This is a genomic window from Afipia sp. Root123D2 (assembly GCF_001425835.1).
GTDB lineage: Bacteria > Pseudomonadota > Alphaproteobacteria > Rhizobiales > Xanthobacteraceae > Afipia.
Genome location: NZ_LMDP01000002.1, coordinates 997,543 through 1,014,582, shown reverse-complemented (window position 1 = coordinate 1,014,582; position 17,040 = coordinate 997,543). Strand labels below are relative to the sequence as shown.

16 protein-coding genes are annotated in these 17,040 nt (G+C 63.4%); 3 read left to right on the top strand and 13 right to left on the bottom strand.

Going from position 1 to position 17,040, the window contains the following annotated elements; translation table 11 throughout:
- Position 1: 1 nt before the first annotated feature.
- Together ASC80_RS13965 and ASC80_RS13960 are read right to left on the bottom strand one after the other, a co-directional pair.
- A complete protein-coding gene (locus ASC80_RS13965) occupies positions 2-2,974 on the bottom strand; it encodes an EAL domain-containing protein (RefSeq protein ID WP_502690966.1) in 2,973 nt (990 codons plus the stop codon).
- Positions 2,975-3,082: 108 nt separating this feature from the next.
- Positions 3,083-4,081, bottom strand: coding sequence for an NAD(P)H-quinone oxidoreductase (locus ASC80_RS13960; protein ID WP_056298064.1), 999 nt, complete (start codon positions 4,079-4,081; stop codon positions 3,083-3,085).
- Between the two features lie 117 nt (positions 4,082-4,198).
- Here ASC80_RS13960 and ASC80_RS13955 point away from each other — a divergent pair, with 117 nt between their 5' ends.
- Together ASC80_RS13955 and rcdA are read left to right on the top strand one after the other, a co-directional pair.
- Complete coding sequence (locus ASC80_RS13955) at positions 4,199-4,393, top strand: DUF1192 domain-containing protein (protein WP_056298062.1); 195 nt, start codon at positions 4,199-4,201, stop codon at positions 4,391-4,393.
- A 334-nt stretch (positions 4,394-4,727) separates the two neighbouring features.
- The gene (gene rcdA / locus ASC80_RS13950) at positions 4,728-5,240 is read left to right on the top strand and encodes a protease adaptor protein RcdA (RefSeq protein ID WP_056298058.1); all 513 of its coding nucleotides are present in this window, start codon (positions 4,728-4,730) and stop codon (positions 5,238-5,240) included.
- 82 nt (positions 5,241-5,322) lie between these two features.
- Here the strand turns inward: rcdA and rpmE are convergent, their stop codons facing one another.
- A complete protein-coding gene (gene rpmE, locus ASC80_RS13945; protein ID WP_056298973.1) occupies positions 5,323-5,550 on the bottom strand; it encodes a 50S ribosomal protein L31 in 228 nt (75 codons plus the stop codon).
- 200 nt (positions 5,551-5,750) lie between these two features.
- Here rpmE and ASC80_RS13940 point away from each other — a divergent pair, with 200 nt between their 5' ends.
- Positions 5,751-7,637 (top strand): ABC transporter ATP-binding protein/permease, encoded by a 1,887-nt coding sequence (locus tag ASC80_RS13940; protein WP_056298055.1) that lies wholly within the window; start codon positions 5,751-5,753, stop codon positions 7,635-7,637.
- Position 7,638: 1 nt separating this feature from the next.
- On the opposite strand, the gene ASC80_RS13935 is transcribed toward ASC80_RS13940, so the two are convergent.
- The 10 genes from ASC80_RS13935 to gap form a co-directional block, all read right to left on the bottom strand.
- Positions 7,639-8,088 (bottom strand): GNAT family N-acetyltransferase, encoded by a 450-nt coding sequence (locus ASC80_RS13935; protein WP_056298052.1) that lies wholly within the window; start codon positions 8,086-8,088, stop codon positions 7,639-7,641.
- Between the two features lie 21 nt (positions 8,089-8,109).
- Entirely contained in the window at positions 8,110-9,138 is a 1,029-nt protein-coding gene (locus tag ASC80_RS13930; protein ID WP_056298049.1) for a peptidoglycan -binding protein, read from the bottom strand.
- Between the two features lie 10 nt (positions 9,139-9,148).
- Positions 9,149-10,165, bottom strand: coding sequence for a hypothetical protein (locus ASC80_RS13925; protein ID WP_056298046.1), 1,017 nt, complete (start codon positions 10,163-10,165; stop codon positions 9,149-9,151).
- Positions 10,166-10,329: 164 nt separating this feature from the next.
- The gene (locus ASC80_RS23770) at positions 10,330-10,515 is read right to left on the bottom strand and encodes a hypothetical protein (RefSeq protein ID WP_156464395.1); all 186 of its coding nucleotides are present in this window, start codon (positions 10,513-10,515) and stop codon (positions 10,330-10,332) included.
- A gap of 41 nt (positions 10,516-10,556) precedes the next feature.
- The gene (locus tag ASC80_RS13920) at positions 10,557-11,348 is read right to left on the bottom strand and encodes an inositol monophosphatase family protein (RefSeq protein ID WP_056298044.1); all 792 of its coding nucleotides are present in this window, start codon (positions 11,346-11,348) and stop codon (positions 10,557-10,559) included.
- A 137-nt stretch (positions 11,349-11,485) separates the two neighbouring features.
- Positions 11,486-12,607, bottom strand: a complete 1,122-nt coding sequence (locus tag ASC80_RS13915) for a tetratricopeptide repeat protein (RefSeq protein WP_082512576.1) — start codon at positions 12,605-12,607, stop codon at positions 11,486-11,488.
- A gap of 7 nt (positions 12,608-12,614) precedes the next feature.
- Positions 12,615-13,286: a thiamine phosphate synthase gene (locus tag ASC80_RS13910; RefSeq protein WP_056298041.1), complete on the bottom strand. Its 672-nt coding sequence runs from the start codon at positions 13,284-13,286 to the stop codon at positions 12,615-12,617.
- Between the two features lie 216 nt (positions 13,287-13,502).
- Positions 13,503-14,570 (bottom strand): class II fructose-bisphosphate aldolase, encoded by a 1,068-nt coding sequence (gene fba, locus ASC80_RS13905; protein ID WP_056298038.1) that lies wholly within the window; start codon positions 14,568-14,570, stop codon positions 13,503-13,505.
- A gap of 94 nt (positions 14,571-14,664) precedes the next feature.
- A complete protein-coding gene (locus tag ASC80_RS13900; protein ID WP_056298035.1) occupies positions 14,665-15,870 on the bottom strand; it encodes a phosphoglycerate kinase in 1,206 nt (401 codons plus the stop codon).
- Positions 15,871-15,975: 105 nt separating this feature from the next.
- Positions 15,976-16,983: a type I glyceraldehyde-3-phosphate dehydrogenase gene (gap, locus tag ASC80_RS13895; protein ID WP_056298033.1), complete on the bottom strand. Its 1,008-nt coding sequence runs from the start codon at positions 16,981-16,983 to the stop codon at positions 15,976-15,978.
- Positions 16,984-17,040: the final 57 nt, after the last annotated feature.

Here is a 17,040-nt window from a genome sequence, read left to right as displayed (position 1 = left end):
ATTATTCCTGCGTCGCCGGAACGGTCGGTGTCGGACGCAGGGGGCGGCGGCGCGGCCGCGAGGATTCGGTTTTTTCACCGGTGAGCAGGCGGGTTGCGGCGTCGGCGTCCATCGGCTCACCGAAGGCAAAGCCCTGTGCGAATTCGCAGCCGAGCTGGTAGAGCTCGACCGCATCCGAATCCGTCTCCGCGCCTTCCGCTACCACTTCCATGCCGAGATCGTGGGCCAGCGCGATGATCGATTTCAGCAGGATCGGCCGCGCGCCGCGGTTGGTGGTCCGCACGAACGACTGGTCGATCTTGATGGTGTCGAACGGGAAGCGCTGCAGGTAGGACAGCGACGAATGGCCGGTGCCGAAATCGTCGAGCGACAGGCCGGTGCCGAGTTCCTTGATCCGGTGCAGCATCTGCGCGGCGTGTTCGGGATTTTCCATGATCAGGGATTCGGTCAGTTCGAGCTTGAGCGAGCCGCGCGCCACGGCCGAGCGCGACAGCACGCCGCGCACGTCATGGATCAGATCGTGGCGCAGCAACTGCCGCGACGACACGTTGACACTGGCGAACACCGGCTCGCGTGAACGAGCCATCCGCTGCCAGATTGCGAGTTGCTTGGCGGTGGTGTCCATCACGAACAGGCCGAGGTCGACGATCAGGCCGATTTCTTCGGCAATCGAAATGAATTCCGCCGGCGACATCCGTCCGAGCTTGGGATGATCCCAGCGCGCCAGCGCCTCGAAGCCGGCGACCACACGATCCTCGAGCCGCATGATCGGCTGATAGAGAATGGTGATTTCCTGCCGCTCGATGGCGCGGCGCAGATCGGCCTCCAGCGTCAGGCGGTCGGTTTTGCGGGCGCGCATCACCGGTTTGTAGACGTCGATGCGGTCGCCGCCGATGCGCTTGGAGTGATACATCGCCAGTTCGGCGTCTTTGATGATTTCGTCCGTCAGCGGCGCTTGCGGGTCGCTGAGGGCGAGGCCGATCGAGGCGGTCAGGAAAATCTCGCGTTCATTGAACGCAATCGGCGCGCGGATGGTCTTGCGGATGGTTTCGGCAAATGCCGTGATCCGCGCCGGCTCATGCTCGGAGGTCAGCAGCAGGCCGAACTGGTCGCCGGCGAGCCGCGCCAGCGTGTCCTGCGGCTTGAGGATGCGGGTCAGGCGTCGCGCCAGCGTCAGCAGGATCGAGTCGCCGACCGCGATGCCGACGGAATCGTTGACCTGCTTGAAGCGGTCGAGGTCGATCACCATCACGGTGGGGCGCAGGTTCGGCGTGCTTTTGGCGAATGCGGTCAGCGCGCCGAGACGGTCGATGAACAATTGCCGGTTGGGCAGGCCGGTGAGGTTATCATGCACCGAGTCGTGCAGAATTCGTTCTTCGGCGTTCTTGGTTTCGGTGACGTCGGACAGGGTGCCGACCACGCGGGCCACCTCACCGTCGGAGCCGACCACCGGACGCGCCTTGAGCGCGAACCACATGAAATGACCGTCGGGGGTGCGCAGGCGGAAATCCTGCACGAGGCGGCCGCGGCGCTGGTCGAGCACGCTGTCGAGCGCGGCGCGGAAGCGGTCCTGATCGAGCGGATGCAGGACTTCGAGCCACTTCGCGGCGGGGCCTTCGAGGGTGCCGCGTTTCAGCCCGAGCAGGCTTTCGGTTTCGGGGCTGGTGAACACCTTGTCGGCGGAGACGTCCCAGTCCCAGATCAGATCGCCGGAGCCGGTCAGCGCCAGCGCGCGGCGTTCGACGTCCGAGACCACGCCGGCGGTTGCGCCACCGCCGGCGAAGGCATGCTGCATCACCGTGAAGCCGATCAGCATCACGATCAGCACGAGGCCGCCGAGCAGGGCCGGGCCGACGATGTCGTTGGTGACGGAGCCTGCGACCGTCATGCCTGCCGCGACCACCCAGACCACGAACAGGAACCAGGTCGGGATCAACAGCACCGCACGGTCGAAGCCGTGAGTCGAGAGGTAGACGATCAGCGCGAAGCCGCACACCGCGATCATCACCAGCGAGACGCGCGCGATGCCTGATGCGACAGCGGGATCGAACAACGCCAGTGCAACAAGCGCGCCGAGGAAGGCGAGCCAGCCCATGGTGATGTGCGAATAGCGTACATGCCATCGCGACAGGTTGAGATAGGCGAACAGGAACACCAGCAGCGTTGCCGCCAGCATTGCTTCGCCCGACGCGCGCCAGATCCGCTCGGCGCCGGCGGACATATCGAACACCTTGCCCCAGAAGCCGAAGTCGACACCGATGTAGAGCAGCACCGCCCATGCCAGCGCGGCGGCGGCGGGAAACATGATGCTGCCCTTGACCACGAACAGGATCGTCAGCACCAGCGCCAGCAGCCCCGAAATGCCGATGACGATGCCCTGATAGAGCGTGAAGGAGTTGACCTTGTCCTTGTAAGCTTCCGGTTCCCACAGATAGAGCTGCGGAATCTTGTCGGTGCGCAGTTCGGCGACGTAGGTGACGACGGCGCCGGGATCGAGGGTGAGGCGGAAGATGTCGGCGGTGGCGCTGTCCTGCCGTTCCGGCCGGTCGCCTGACGACGGTGTGATGGTCGCGATGCGCGATTGCCCGAGATCAGGCCACAGCAGTCCCGATGACACGATGCGATAGTGCGGAACCACGATCAGGCGATCGAGCTGGTCATCGGTGTTGTTGGTCAGCGCGAACACCACCCAGTTGTGGCCGCCTTCGCGGGCACGCACCTCGATGCGGCGGACGATGCCGTCGGTGCCGGGAGCGGTCGAAACCTGAATGCGGTCCGTGTCGCTGCGCTGGAAGTCGAGAATGCCGGTGAGATCGATGGCAGGTGCATCGCTGCGAACGCTGATCGCGTCGACCGCATACGCCGGCAGCGCGCCGGCAAGCATCACGACTCCGAGCGTCAGAGCGAGAGCCACACCACGAAACGCATTTCGGATTTCGGACGCTCGCAGTGCGAAGCATCTGATCGACTTCAAAGCATGGTCTCCGCGTTACCGGCGCCGGGGGAACACGCCTCCAGCGGGAACGCGATAAATGCCACGAATATGAAGTGAATCAAAGGGTTTCGACCCGGTTGTCCGGGTCTAAACCGTCAACACAATTTTGCCAATATGTTGACCGCCGTCCATGCGGGCATGGGCCTTGGCAGCGTCTTTCAGCGGGAACTGGCTATCCATCAAGGGTTTCAGGCGGCCAGCAGCGATCCACGGCACAACCGTGGCCTCGATGGCCTTAACCATCGCCGCCTTGTCGGCGACCGAGCGGGGCCGCAGCGTCGATCCGGTATGGTGCAGCCGCTTCATCATCAGCTTGCTGAAATTCGCGGTTGCCTTGGGGCCGCCGAGAAACGCGATCTGGACAATGCGTCCGTCCACCGCCGCGGCGTCATAGTTGCGGTCGATGTAATCGCCGCCGACCATGTCGAGAATGACATCGACGCCCTTGCCGTCGGTCGCGGCCTTCGCTTCGGCGACGAAATCCTGCGTCTTGTAATCGATCGCGACGTCGGCGCCGAGCTTGAGGCAGGCGTCGCATTTGTCTTTCGAGCCCGCGGTGATGATCACCTTTGCACCATGGGCCTTCGCCATCTGGATCGCGGTGGTGCCGATTCCGGAAGAGCCGCCGTGAATCAGCAGCGTCTCGCCGGGCTTGAGGCCGCCGCGCTTGAACACGTTGTGCCACACCGTCATCACGGTTTCCGGCATCGCGCCGGCTTCGATCAGCGACAGGTTTTTTGGAACGGTGATGGCGTGCAGGTCGGGCACCACGCAATATTCGGCGTAACCGCCGCCGGCGGCGAGCGACATCACCTTGTCGCCGAGCTTGTGCTTGGTGGCGCCGCTGCCCAGCGCGACCACTTCGCCGGCAACTTCAAGGCCGGGCAGATCGCTGGCGCCGGGAGGCACCGGATAAAGTCCCATGCGCTGCAGCACGTCGGGACGGTTGACGCCGGCTGCCGCGACCTTGATCAGGATTTCGTTCGGCCCGGGTTTCGGCACATCACGCTGCTCCGGCACCAGCACCTCGGGCCCGCCGGGCTTGCTGATGGCGATGACGTTCATTTTCGCGGGCAACTGTTCCATGATGGTGTCCTCGGGCGGGCGGCAATGCCGGGTGCCAATTGCTTAGTCCGCGCCCAAAGGGCTGGCAACCGCTTCGCGGATGGGTGAGAGACAGGTTCATGCCGAAAGGAGCATCGCATGGCGGCTGATGACGACGACAACAAGCCGAGGAAGAAGATTACTCACGAGATCGGCCAGGATCTGTTGCTGCTCTCGGTCGACGATCTCAACCAGCGGATCGCGCTGCTCGGCGCCGAGATCGAGCGGTTGCAAGCGGATGCCAAAAAGAAACAGGCGTCGCGCGACGCGGCGAACAGCTTTTTCAAATCCTGAATCTTGATGTCACACGACATTGTGACAGCGCCACATTTGCAAAGGAACTCTCAATAAAACCGCTCATTTACGACGCATTAAGCTTTCGGGTTTATGACCAGCATGTCCTTGTTTTGGACACCGAGTGGCTCCTGTCCACTCTGTTTGACGCCTCCCTGTTATCAACTTCAAAAGCCGCCGGTCTCCGGCGGCTCTTTTTTGCGTCGCTGTCACACGACGCTGGAAACCATATCCGGACTTTGTCGTTGGCGACGGCTGGACTCGCGGCCGCAGGCGAGCAATGATTTGTTCATCATAACAAACCCAGCGTAATAATGGGCGTGAGGCGTTAACCATGTCGGATCAGTCGCGAGCCGAAAGCGGCCTTGTCTTGTTGAGTGAGCGGCTGACCAATTCGGCGGCGTTCGGCGCGCTGTTCCGGGACGGGATGGATCTGGTCGAGGAGACCGCCGCCTATCTCGACGGCAATGGACGGACTGAAGCCAAGGCGCTCGAACGTTCCGTCAGCCTCACTTACGCGACCGAGAGCATGCGTCTCACCACGCGGCTGATGCAGCTTGCATCCTGGCTGCTGCTTCATCGCGCGGTGAAGGAAGGCGAGATGACGCTGGGTCAGGCCAATCGCGAAAAGACCAAGGTCAAGCTCAGCGCCGCCGACCCCGGCGCGTCGGAGATGATCGAGAAACTGCCGCAGCAATTGCAGGACCTGATCGAACGCTCGATGACACTGCAAGCGAAGATCCGCCGTCTCGATGCGTCCATCCATACCGGAGCGCGCGAGCCGGTGGCGGCCGGCAATCCGCTGATGCCGCACCTCGACCGGCTCAAGGCGGCGTTCGAGCGGTGAGCGCCATTCGCCAAGTGCGAGAAAAACAAAAACGCCCCGGCCGATGCCGGGGCGTTTTTCGTAACGGAGGCTGAAAGAAGGATCAGTCCTTCTTGAGGAAGCCCGAGAATTTCTTCTGGAACCGGGAGACGCGGCCGCCGCGATCGAGCAGCTGCTGGGTGCCGCCGGTCCATGCCGGATGCGACTTGGAATCGATATCCAGGTTCAGGGTGTCGCCGTCCTTGCCGTAGGTCGAACGGGTCAGATATTCGGTCCCGTCGGTCATGACGACCTTAATCGTATGATAATCCGGGTGAATTTCGGCTTTCATGACAAATCCTTTGGCGCGCCGCGCCGACACTTCGATGATTTTCGGGACTAATTTCGCCGGTCTATAGCCCACGGGCGGCCCGGAGACAAGGTCTGACGCCTCCAGAAGAGGCATGTTCCGATGCAGCGCCGGCGCATTTGCCACAGCCGCCCGAGGGGCCTATCTGGGGCGTGATAAAGGGTCCGGATCGGCAAGGTGCGATGAGCGTCGTGGAACGAGTTGGAGAGGAGCCCTCAGGGGCTGCCGTGGCGCTGGCCGCCGATGTGCGTTCCGCTGAGGGAAAGCCGCCCTCCGGGAGCACCGGCACAACGCCGACAGGCCCCGATGCGCCGGAGAAAGCCGCGCGGGCGGGGCTGCGTCCGCTGCTGGCGTTGTTGCCCTATGTCGGCCGCTATCGCGGGCAGGCGCTTCTGGCGCTGGTGGCGCTGATCGTGGCGTCGCTGGCGACGCTGGCGGTGCCGCTCGCCGTCCGCCGCATGATCGACTTCGGCTTCAGCGCCGAAGGCGTGGCGATGATCAACAGCTATTTCAGCGTGATGATGCTGGTGGTGGCGGTGCTCGCCATCGCCAGCGCCTCGCGCTTCTATCTGGTGACGACGCTCGGCGAGCGGATCGTCGCCGATCTGCGCCGCGATGTGTTCGCGCGACTCACCTCGCTGTCGCCGGCGTTCTTCGATACCGCGCATAGCGGCGAACTGGTGTCGCGCCTGACGGCCGATACCACCCAGATCAAGTCCGCGGTTGGCGCCTCGGTGTCGGTGGCGTTGCGCAACCTCGTGCTGTTCGTTGGCGCGGCGTCGATGATGGTGGTGACCAGTCCGCGGCTGTCGGGTTTCGTGCTGGCGGTGATCCCGCTGATCGTGCTACCGCTGGTGGCGTTCGGCCGCAAGGTGCGCAAGCTGTCGCGCGGCGCGCAGGATACGCTGGCGAGCGCGTCATCCTATGCTGCAGAGCTGATCGGCGCGATCCGGACCCTGCAGGCCTTTACCAACGAGCGGCTGGCGGCGTCACGCTTCAACGGAGAAGTCACCCGCGCGTTCGAGGCGGCGCGTCATTCGACTCGCGCCCGTGCGCTGCTGACCGCCGTCGTGATCTTCCTGGTGTTTGCGAGCGTGGTCGCGATCCTGTGGGTCGGCTCGCATGATGTGCTGACCGGCGACATCACCGCCGGCCGTCTCGGCCAGTTCGTGCTCTATGCCGCGTTCGCCGCCGGGGCGCTCGGCGAACTCAGCCAGGTGTGGGGCGAAATCTCGGCGGCCTCCGGCGCATCCGAGCGACTGTTTGAAATCCTGCGGTTGAAGCCGGTCATTCTTGCACCGGCCAATCCGCGCGCGATGCCGGTTCCCGCGCGCGGCGATATCGCCTTCGACAATGTGCGGTTCGCTTATCCGACGCGGCCGGAGGCGTTCGTGGTCGATGGCGTTTCATTCGCGGTGCGGGCAGGCGAGAAGATCGCGGTGGTCGGTCCGTCCGGCGCCGGCAAGAGCACGCTGTTCCATCTGCTGTTGCGGTTCTACGATCCGGCCAGCGGCACGATTTCCTTCGACGGCGTTCCGGTGAAGGAAGCCGATCCACACGAGGTGCGTTCGCGCATCGCATTGGTGCCGCAGGATTCGACGGTGTTCGCGGCCAATGCGCGCGAGAACATTCGTTTCGGCCGGCCGGACGCGAGCGACGCCGAGGTCGAGCGCGCCGCCGAGCAGGCCCATGCCACCGAATTCATCCGCCGTTTGCCGCAGGGTTTCGAGACGCAACTCGGCGAGCGCGGCGTCACCCTGTCGGGCGGCCAGCGCCAGCGCATCGCGATTGCGCGCGCGATCCTGCGCGACGCGCCGCTGCTGCTGCTCGACGAGGCAACGTCATCACTCGACGCCGAGAGCGAAACGCTGGTGCAGACCGCGCTTGAGGAACTGATGCAGCATCGCACCACGCTGGTGATAGCGCATCGGCTTGCGACAGTGCTGTCGTGTGACCGGATCCTGGTGATGGAGCACGGCCGCATCGTCGAACAGGGCACTCATGCGTCACTGGTTGCCGCCAACGGGCTCTATGCCCGGCTGGCGCGGCTGCAGTTTGAAGGCGGTTAATTCACGGCGTCCAAGCCATCGCATAGACTGGACGGCCCGATGTCGGGTTGACGTCGTCGTGGGTGTGACGGAAGCCGTTGCGATTGTAGAAACGGATCGCACGAGTGTTGTCGGTGTTGACAAGCAGTGTGATGCCGCCGGGCGAGGCGAGCTTGGCCTCGCCGATCAGTGCGTCGCCGAGCTGCGATCCCCACATGTCTGGATCGACCACGAGCTGATCGAGATAGCCGGTGGTATCGATGGTGACGAATCCGATCAGCTTGCGGTTCTGCTCGGCAACGATGATCGTCGCCGACGGCACCAGTTCAAAACGCCAACGCTCGCGCCACCACGCCACGCGCTGGGTGAAATCGATCGACGGATAAGCCTGCTGCCAGGTCCGGTGCCACAGTGCCACGGCGGCATCCTCGTCGCCGGCGCGATAAGTGCGAAGGTTGAACGGTGTGGTCATGCGGCAATGCTGACGTGAGAATTATCGTTCGGTCAGTTTCAGTTCGATGCGGCGATTGCGCCGATAGGCTTCGTCCGTGTTGGCGGTGTCGAGCGGCTGAAATTCCGCAAATCCCGCCGCGACCAGACGCTGCGGCGACACGCCGCGTGAAATCAGATATTGCACGACGGCAATGGCGCGGGCGGACGACAGTTCCCAGTTCGACTTGAACTGCGGACTGGAGATCGGGCGCACGTCGGTGTGGCCGTCGACACGCAGTACCCACGGAATTTCGACGGGAATCTGTTTGCTCAGGTCCACAAGCGCTGTGGCCAGCTTGTCGAGTTCAGCATCGCCTTCGGGCAACAGGACAGCCTGACCGGATTCGAAGAAAATTTCCGATTGAAAAACGAAGCGGTCACCGACGATGCGAATATCGGGCCGTTCACCGAGAATGGTGCGCAGCCGTCCGAAGAATTCGGAGCGATAACGCGACAGTTCCTGAACACGCTGCGCCAGCGCGACGTTGAGGCGCTGGCCGAGATCGGAAATCTTGGTCTGTGATTCCTTGTCGCGTTTCTCGGACGCATCGAGCGCCTCTTCGAGAGCGGCCAGCTGGCGGCGCAGCGCGCTGATCTGCTGGTTGAGCACCTCGACCTGCGCCAGCGCCCGCGCGGAAATCTGCTTTTCGGAGTCGAGCGCCTTGCCGAGTTCGGTCGCACGGCTGCTCGCATTGGCGCCGGCGCTGGCAAGGCCGTCGTAGAGGCTCTTGACGCGGTCACGCTCCGCCTCGGCGGAGGTCAGTCCGGCGCGCAGCTGGGCGATTTGATCGTCGAGCGTGGTTTTGCCGAGTCGTTCGAGCGACAGCAGGCTCGACAGCTGTGCGATCTGCGCGTTCAGCCGCTCCAGCGCCTTGTCCTTGCCGGTGACTTCCTGCGACAGGAAGAACTGAACCACCAGAAAAACAGACAGCAGGAACACGACGGCGAGCACCAGTGTCGACAGGGCATCGACGAAGCCCGGCCAGTAATTGAAGCCGCTGTCATTCCGCCGGCTGCGCGAAAGCGCCATCAGAATCCTCTCAGTTCTTCTCGGGCTCGCGCGCAAGGCGCTCGAGCAGCTTCCTGATCTCGCGGTTCTGTTCGCCCTGGCCGTCGGCCCATTCGCGGATCATCTGCTGCTCGCTGCGCATGTGATGCACGAGTCCTTGAATCGCTTCGGCGAGGTTGGCCATCGCGGTGGTGGTGGCGCGGGTCGAGCCCATGTTCTCGATCGTCGCATGCAGCTTGTCCATGATTGGGCCGAGATCCTTGGCCGGGGTCATGGCGCCTGCGCCATAGGCCGCGGTGCCGTCGCCGGTGTATTCGCGCACGGTTTCGGCCAGCCAATCCTCGAGGTCGGTGTAAAAACGGTTCTGCGCCTGGCTCGATTGCAGGTCGAGAAAGCCAAGGATCAGCGAGCCCGCGAGGCCGAACAGCGACGACGAGAACGAAATGCCCATGCCGCCAAGCGGTGCGGCCAGACCTTCCTTGAGCGAATCGAAGATCGCGCCGGCTTCACCGCCGACCTTGAGGCCGTCGATCACCTTGCCGACCGAGCCGACGGTCTCGATCAGACCCCAGAAGGTGCCGAGCAGGCCGAGGAACACAAGAAGCCCCGTCATGTAGCGCGAGATATCGCGTGCCTCGTCGAGACGGGTGGCGATCGAGTCGAGCAGGTGCCGCATGGTCTGCTGCGAAATGCTCATGCGGCCGGAACGGTTGCTGAGAATCGCGGCCATCGGCGCCAGCAACGTCGGCCGGCGATCGACGGCGAGTCCGGGATCGGAAATGCGGAAGCTGTTGACCCACGAAACTTCGGGATAGAGCCGGATCACCTGCCGGAACGACAGGATGATTCCGATCAGCATCACTGCGCCGATTAGCGCATTGAGGCCCGGGTTGGCGAGGAACGCCGCCCAGATCTGTTTGTAGAGCACGGTCGCGACAAGGCCGCACAGGATCAGGAAAACCAGCATCCGGACCAGGAAAATCCGGGGCGATGACAGCTTGGTGACTTCGACCTCGGCTGCGGTGATGGGAGCGGGTGGTTTCGCCATGTCCGGATCGCCAATCCTTATGCATGAATGGTGTCGCACGTCAGTATGGCACAGCGCAGCCGGGAAAAAAGATGCATCGCCGCCGATTTGCCCATCTGCGTGGAACTTCACACTGAAACTTGACCAGCCGCGTGACGCATTTCAAGGCGTTGAAGTTGCAAGTTTTATCGGGCCACCATGATGACGTATTTTGCCAGGCGTGTGGTGAAGGTGCTGGCGCCTGTAATCGCGATCGCCGACGCATGGATCGCGCGGCAATGCACCGGCAACTCAGGGTGGGTCAATACCGTTTGATATTTTCGGCGAGTTTGTCGGCGCAAGCGGTGCGCCCGGGCGACCGATGGGGTCATCAGTCACCTCGAATGAAACCGCTACCGAATGAAGAATGCCGTCAGCCCAGCGGCTTGAGGATTTTCACCAGTTCGCTTTGGATGATCTCGTTGCCGCAGACGACATTGCCGGTTTCGAGCGCGCTGTCGCCGCCTTCGATGCCGCTGACGGTGCCGCCCGCTTCGCGCACCATGATGATGCCGGCGGCGACATCCCACGGCTTGAGATTGCGCTCCCAGTAACCGTCGAGGCGTCCTGCTGCGACGAACGCCATGTCGAGCGAAGCCGCGCCGAAACGGCGAAGGCCGGCGACGCGTTCCTGGATTTGCGTCATCTCGCGGCGCGACAGTTCGTGGTCGCCGCGTCCGATATGCGGCAGGCCGCAGGCGATCACGCAGTCCTTGAGCTGCTTGCGGCCGGCGACGCGCAGGCGGGTGTCGTTGAGAAACGCACCCTTGCCGCGTTCGGCAATGTAAAGTTCGTCATTGGCCGGATTGTAGATCACGCCGGCGACGATGACGCCTTCGCGCTGCAGCCCGATCGAGATTGCGAATTGCGGAATCCCGTGCAGGAAATTCGTGGTGCCGTCGAGCGGATCGACGATCCAGGTGTTGGTCTTGTCGGCGCCCTCGCGGGTGCCGCCTTCCTCGCCGACAAAGCCGTAGCCCGGCCGCGCCTTGGTCAGATCGTCATAGAGCATTTCCTCGGCGCGCCGGTCGGCAGCGCTGACGAAGTTCGCCGGTCCCTTGAGCGAGACCTGAAGGTTCTCGATCTCGCCAAGGTCGCGCTTGAGGCTGCGGCCGGCGCGGCGCGCGGCTTTAACCATGACGTTGACGAGAGCGGACTGGATCATGGCGGGGGCTCGGGACGATTGATTGAGAACTGGAGATGAGCAGGCGCGCGCTCATTCGATGGCGGCCACCTTCGGCGGCACGGGCGAATTGGCTACAAAGAGCAGGGGGCGTCAAGGGCCATGAATGCAGGCCCGCCCTACTTGGTGCCGAACCACTTCTTGGCGCCGTCTTCGGCCTTTTTTTGATCTTCGGCCGACATTTGCGCGAACCGGGCATCAAGGTCGGGATCGCTGGCACCAGCTGTCTTGGCGATCAGGTGCCATTTGAAGCCTTCGACCTTGTCCATCGGCGCGCCCCTGCCGCTGATCAGGACATGGGCGAGGCGGTTCTGGGCGATCGCGCTGTTCTGCCGCGCCGCGCGATTGAGCAGGGCGACGGCGAGCGGAACGTTCTTGGCGGTGCCGGTGCCGTTATAAAGCGCGATGGCGTATTCGACCTCGGCGTCGACATTGTCGGCGACCGCCGCGGCTGCGAGCAGCTTCACCGCTTCGGCGAGATTCTTTTCGACGCCGGTGCCTTCTTTATAGAACGTCGCGAGCGCGTATTGCGCCGCCGGATTGCCGGCGTCCGCCGCCTCACGGAACAACTCGGCCGCGCGCTTCAGATCTCGCGGGAAAACCTGCCCTTCGAGATAGAGCAGACCGAGATTGTAGGCGGCTTCCGCCTTGCCGAGCTTGGCGGACGACGCCAGTAGTTTGGCACCCGCCGCGCGATCGGCCGGGCCGCCGCGTCCGCCGATCCGCAGCATGCCCAGCGCGAACATGGCATTGCGGTCGCCGCGTTCAACCGCCTGTTTGTACCATTCGACAGCCTTGGCATCATCGCGCTTGATGCCGAGGCCGCTGGAATAGATTTCGCCCAGCAAGGTCATCGCCTTCGGATCGCCGAGTTCGGTGGCGCGCTTGGTCGCGATGTTCACGGCTGTGCGGTAGTAGCCGCGCTGGTACGCGCCGTAAGCGAGATCGACGTTGGGATCGTCCGGCGCTTCGGCGGCCGTCGTATCCTTGCCTTTGTCCTTTGCCTTATCGGCATCCTTGTTTTTGGTGTCCGCGGGCTTGTCCTTGGCCGGTGCGGGTTTCGGCGCGGACTTACTCTCGGCCTTTGGCTGCGGCTTTGGCGCAGGTGGTTTGACGGCTTTGGGCGGCGCTGCCTTCTGCTCGGGTTGCGGTGTCAGGGACAGCTGCGCGGATGCGGTGGTCGCGAACGCAAGCCCGCACACCAGACCCGACGCAAGCATCCATGCACGGCACGCGATCATCCCGGCACTATCCCTTCGCGGTTTCGAACGTCTCGCGATGACGCTTCGCGATGATCGCGCTCGCCTCGGCGAGGGCCGCTTCCGCGCCGCGCGGATCGTTCCAGATCACATCGCCGAGCATGATGAACTCCGCGCCGGTGCCGGCGAACAAGGCCGCCTCGTCAAGCGTCACGGCGAAGCCGACGCAAGGCGGTTCGAACACTTCGGCCCACCATTGCAGCCGCTCTGCGATGGCCTCGGTCGAAGGACGCTCGCCGTCGGGACCCTGCTCCCCGAACAGGACATAGTCCGCGCCTTCTTCTCCGGCAACCATTGCATCATGACGGGTGTGCAATCCGCCGACGCCGGCGATGCGGTCGGGCTTCAGCGTCGGCATCGCCTCTTTCATCCGGTCGATGCCGTCGAGATTGGCGCCGTCGGTGCCGGCGCGCGCCACCAGTTCGAAATGCTCATCTACCAGCAGCGCCGCACCGGCCTTTTGCACCACCGGAACGAGTGCCTTGATCCGCGTGATCATGGTGCGCTCGTCGGCCGGCGCGAGGCGCAGCAGCACCGCCGCGATATCGGCCGCGGCCAGGAGCGCAGGCAGGCTTGCGGCGAGGGCCGCGGGATCGGCCACGGGCGGCGTTGCGAGATAGATGCGCGGCGGAGGCGGCAGGGAAGCTGGTTTGGCGGCCATGGTGCGAGCTTGATGCCTCCGGAGTGCGGCCAAAAAAGGGGGGCAGGAAATTCCTTACCGCAAAGTCATGTCAAAATCTGTTGTCACCGTTCGCGGTGCGCCGCAAGGGCTGTCCTTCAAATCGAAATGGCCGGGACATAGGCGAGCGGAAGAGACGCCGTTCTTCGAACGGCTATGCCCGACCATCACGACAGAACGTCAGGTTCTTTCAGGTGGCTACGCGATCTTCGGATCGAGTTCGCCCTTGGCGTAGCGTTGCGCCATCTGGGCGGTGGTCAGCACCTTCTTGATCTTGCTGGCCTGGCCTGCGGTGTTGAATTCCTGCAACCGCGCCTTGCACAGCTTGGTCATCGCTTCCATCGCCGGCTTGAGGTACTTGCGCGGATCGAATTCGCTCGGATTCTCGCTCAGCACCTTGCGGATCTGGCCGGTCATCGCCATCCGGTTGTCGGTGTCGATGTTGATCTTGCGCACGCCGTTCTTGATGCCGCGCTGGATTTCCGCGACCGGCACGCCCCATGTCGGTTTCATCTGGCCGCCGAACTTGTTGATGATGTCCTGCAGGTCCTGTGGCACCGACGACGAGCCGTGCATCACCAGATGGGTGTTCGGCAGCTTGCGGTGGATTTCCTCGATCACGTTCATCGCGAGGATATTGCCGTCCGGCTTGCGGGTGAACTTGTAGGCGCCGTGCGAGGTGCCCATCGCGATCGCCAGCGCGTCGACCCGGGTCTCCTTGACGAACTTCACAGCCTCGTCGGGATTGGTCAGAAGCTGGTCGTGCGACAGCTTGCCCTCGGCGCCGTGGCCGTCTTCCTTGTCGCCCATGCCGGTTTCCAGCGAACCGAGCACGCCGAGTTCGCCCTCGACCGAGATGCCGCCGAGATGCGCCATGTCGGTCACCGTCTTGGTGACACCGACATTGTACGCCCAGTCGCCCGGGGTCTTGCCGTCAGCCTTGAGCGAGCCGTCCATCATCACCGAGGTGAAGCCGGCCTGAATCGCCGTCATGCAGGTCGCGGTCTCGTTGCCGTGGTCGAGATGCACGCACACCGGAATCTGCGGATGGATTTCGGTCACTGCATCCATCATGTGCTTGAGCATGACGTCGTTGGCATAGGAGCGCGCACCGCGCGAGGCCTGGATGATGACCGGCGCATCGAGCGAGGAGGCCGCTTCCATGATGGCGAGCGCCTGCTCCATGTTGTTGATGTTGAAGGCCGGCACGCCGTAGTCGTGTTCCGCCGCATGATCGAGCAACTGCCGCAACGTGATGCGAGCCATATGTCTTTATTCTCCGCTTTGTTCGGATGGCGCCTGCGGCGTTCCATCCGTCTTGATGGTCATGGTGCGACTGTCCGCGAGCAATCCGGCAAAATTATCGGTTCGCACCCGTCCTTAAAACCTCGACGCCCGGCAAAGGTTTCCCTTCCATCCACTCCAGGAATGCCCCGCCCGCAGTCGAAACATACGTAAAATCGTCGGCGATGGCAGCATGGTTCAATGCCGCAACCGTGTCGCCGCCGCCGGCCACCGAGATCAGCTTGCCGGCTTTGGTGCGGGCAGCGGCGTGCTTGGCGGCCTGCACAGTACCGCGGTCGAACGGCGCGATTTCGAAGGCGCCGACCGGGCCGTTCCACACCAGCGTCGCCGCGTCGTCGATCGCCGAGCGAACGCGCTCGATCGACTGCGGACCGATGTCGAGGATCATGCCGTCGGCCGGAATGGCATCGAGCCCATAGGCGTGCGATGGCGCATTGGCCTCGAAATGGAAAGCGACCACGCCATCGACCGGCAGGATGATCGCGCAATTGGTGGTCTCGGCCTTGGAGAGAATGCGGCGCGCGGTATCGGCGAGATCCTTCTCGCACAGCGACTTGCCGACATTCACGCCCTGAGCGTGCAGGAACGTATTCGCCATGCCGCCGCCGATCACCAGCGCATCGACCTTGCTGATGAGATTTTCCAGAAGGTCGAGCTTGGTCGAGACCTTCGAGCCGCCGACAATCGCGATCACCGGATGAGCCGGCGCATCGAGCGCCTTTGCCAATGCGTCGAGTTCGGCCTGCATGGTACGGCCGGCGTAAGCAGGCAGCACGTGGCCGAGGCCTTCAGTCGAGGCATGAGCGCGGTGCGCTGCCGAAAACGCATCGTTGACCCAGATGTCGCCAAGCGCGGCAAGTTGTTTCACGAACGCCGGATCGTTCTTTTCCTCGCCGGCGTGGAAGCGGGTATTCTCGAGACAAAGGATGTCGCCATCCTTCATTCCCGCGATCGCTTTCTCGGCGACTTCGCCGATGCAGTCGGCGGCGAAGCCGACATGGCGGCGCAGGACGTAGCCGAGCGTGGTCGCTACCGGCTTCAGCGTTTCCTTCGGATCGACCTTGCCCTTGGGGCGGCCGAAATGGGCGAGCAGGATAACCTTCCCGCCCTTGTCGGAAATCTCGGTGATCGTGTTGGCGATGCGCTCCAGCCGCGTCGTGTCGGAAACGCGGCCGTTGTCCATCGGCACGTTGAGGTCGACGCGCACCAGCACGCGTTTGCCCTTCACATCGACATCGTCGAGGGTGTGGAATGTGGTCATGTCTCACTCAATTTGATCATGGCCGGCCTTGTCCCGGCCATCTACGTCTTGCTGCCCTCTAAGGCGCGGATGCCCGGCGCAAGGCCGGGCATGACGCATCGGAGGTTAGATCAGCTTTCCGATCGCGACGGCCGTATCGGACATGCGGTTGGAGAAGCCCCACTCGTTGTCATACCACGACAGCACGCGCACCAGCGTGCCGCCCTGAACCTTGGTCTGGTCGAAGGCGAGCGTCGACGATGCCGGATCGTGGTTGAAATCGATCGACACGTTCGGCGCATTGGTGGTGGCGAGGATGCCCTTCAGCTGCTGCTGCGAGGCGCGCTTCATCGCGTCGTTGATTTCTTCCTTGGTGGTGGCCTTCTTGGCGACGATCTTGAGATCGACCACGGAAACGTTCGGCGTCGGAACGCGGATCGAGACGCCGTCGAGCTTGCCATTGAGTTCGGGCAGCACGAGGCCGATCGCCTTGGCGGCGCCGGTCGAGGTCGGGATCATCGACATCGCCGCGGCGCGGCCGCGATAGAGATCCTTGTGCAGGGTGTCGAGGGTCGGCTGGTCGCCGGTGTAGGCGTGGATCGTGGTCATGAAGCCGGTCTCGATGCCGACGGTATCGTTCAGCACCTTGGCGACCGGCGCGAGACAGTTGGTGGTGCACGAACCGTTCGAGATCACGAGGTGATCCTTGGTCAGCTGGTCGTGGTTGACGCCATAGACGATGGTGGCGTCCGCGCCGTCGGCCGGAGCCGAGACCAGCACGCGCTTGGCGCCCGCGGTCAGATGCGCCGCGGCCTTGTCCCGTGCGGTGAAGATGCCGGTGCATTCCATCGCGATGTCGATGCCGAGTTCCTTCCACGGCAGGGCCGAGGGATCGCGGCCCGAGGTCACCTTGATCTTGCCGTTGCCGAGGCTGATCGAGTCACCATCGACTGTCACTTCGCCGGGGAACCGGCCGTGCACCGAGTCAAAGCGGAGGAGATGGGCATTGGTTTCAACCGGGCCGAGATCGTTGATGGCGACCACTTCGATGTCAGTGCGCTTCGATTCGTAGATTGCGCGCAGCACATTGCGGCCAATGCGGCCAAATCCATTGATCGCGACCCGGATTGCCATTCAACTTCTCCTCAAAGGTTCGAAACTCATGATTTCGGGGCAGTTTTTGCCCCGAAT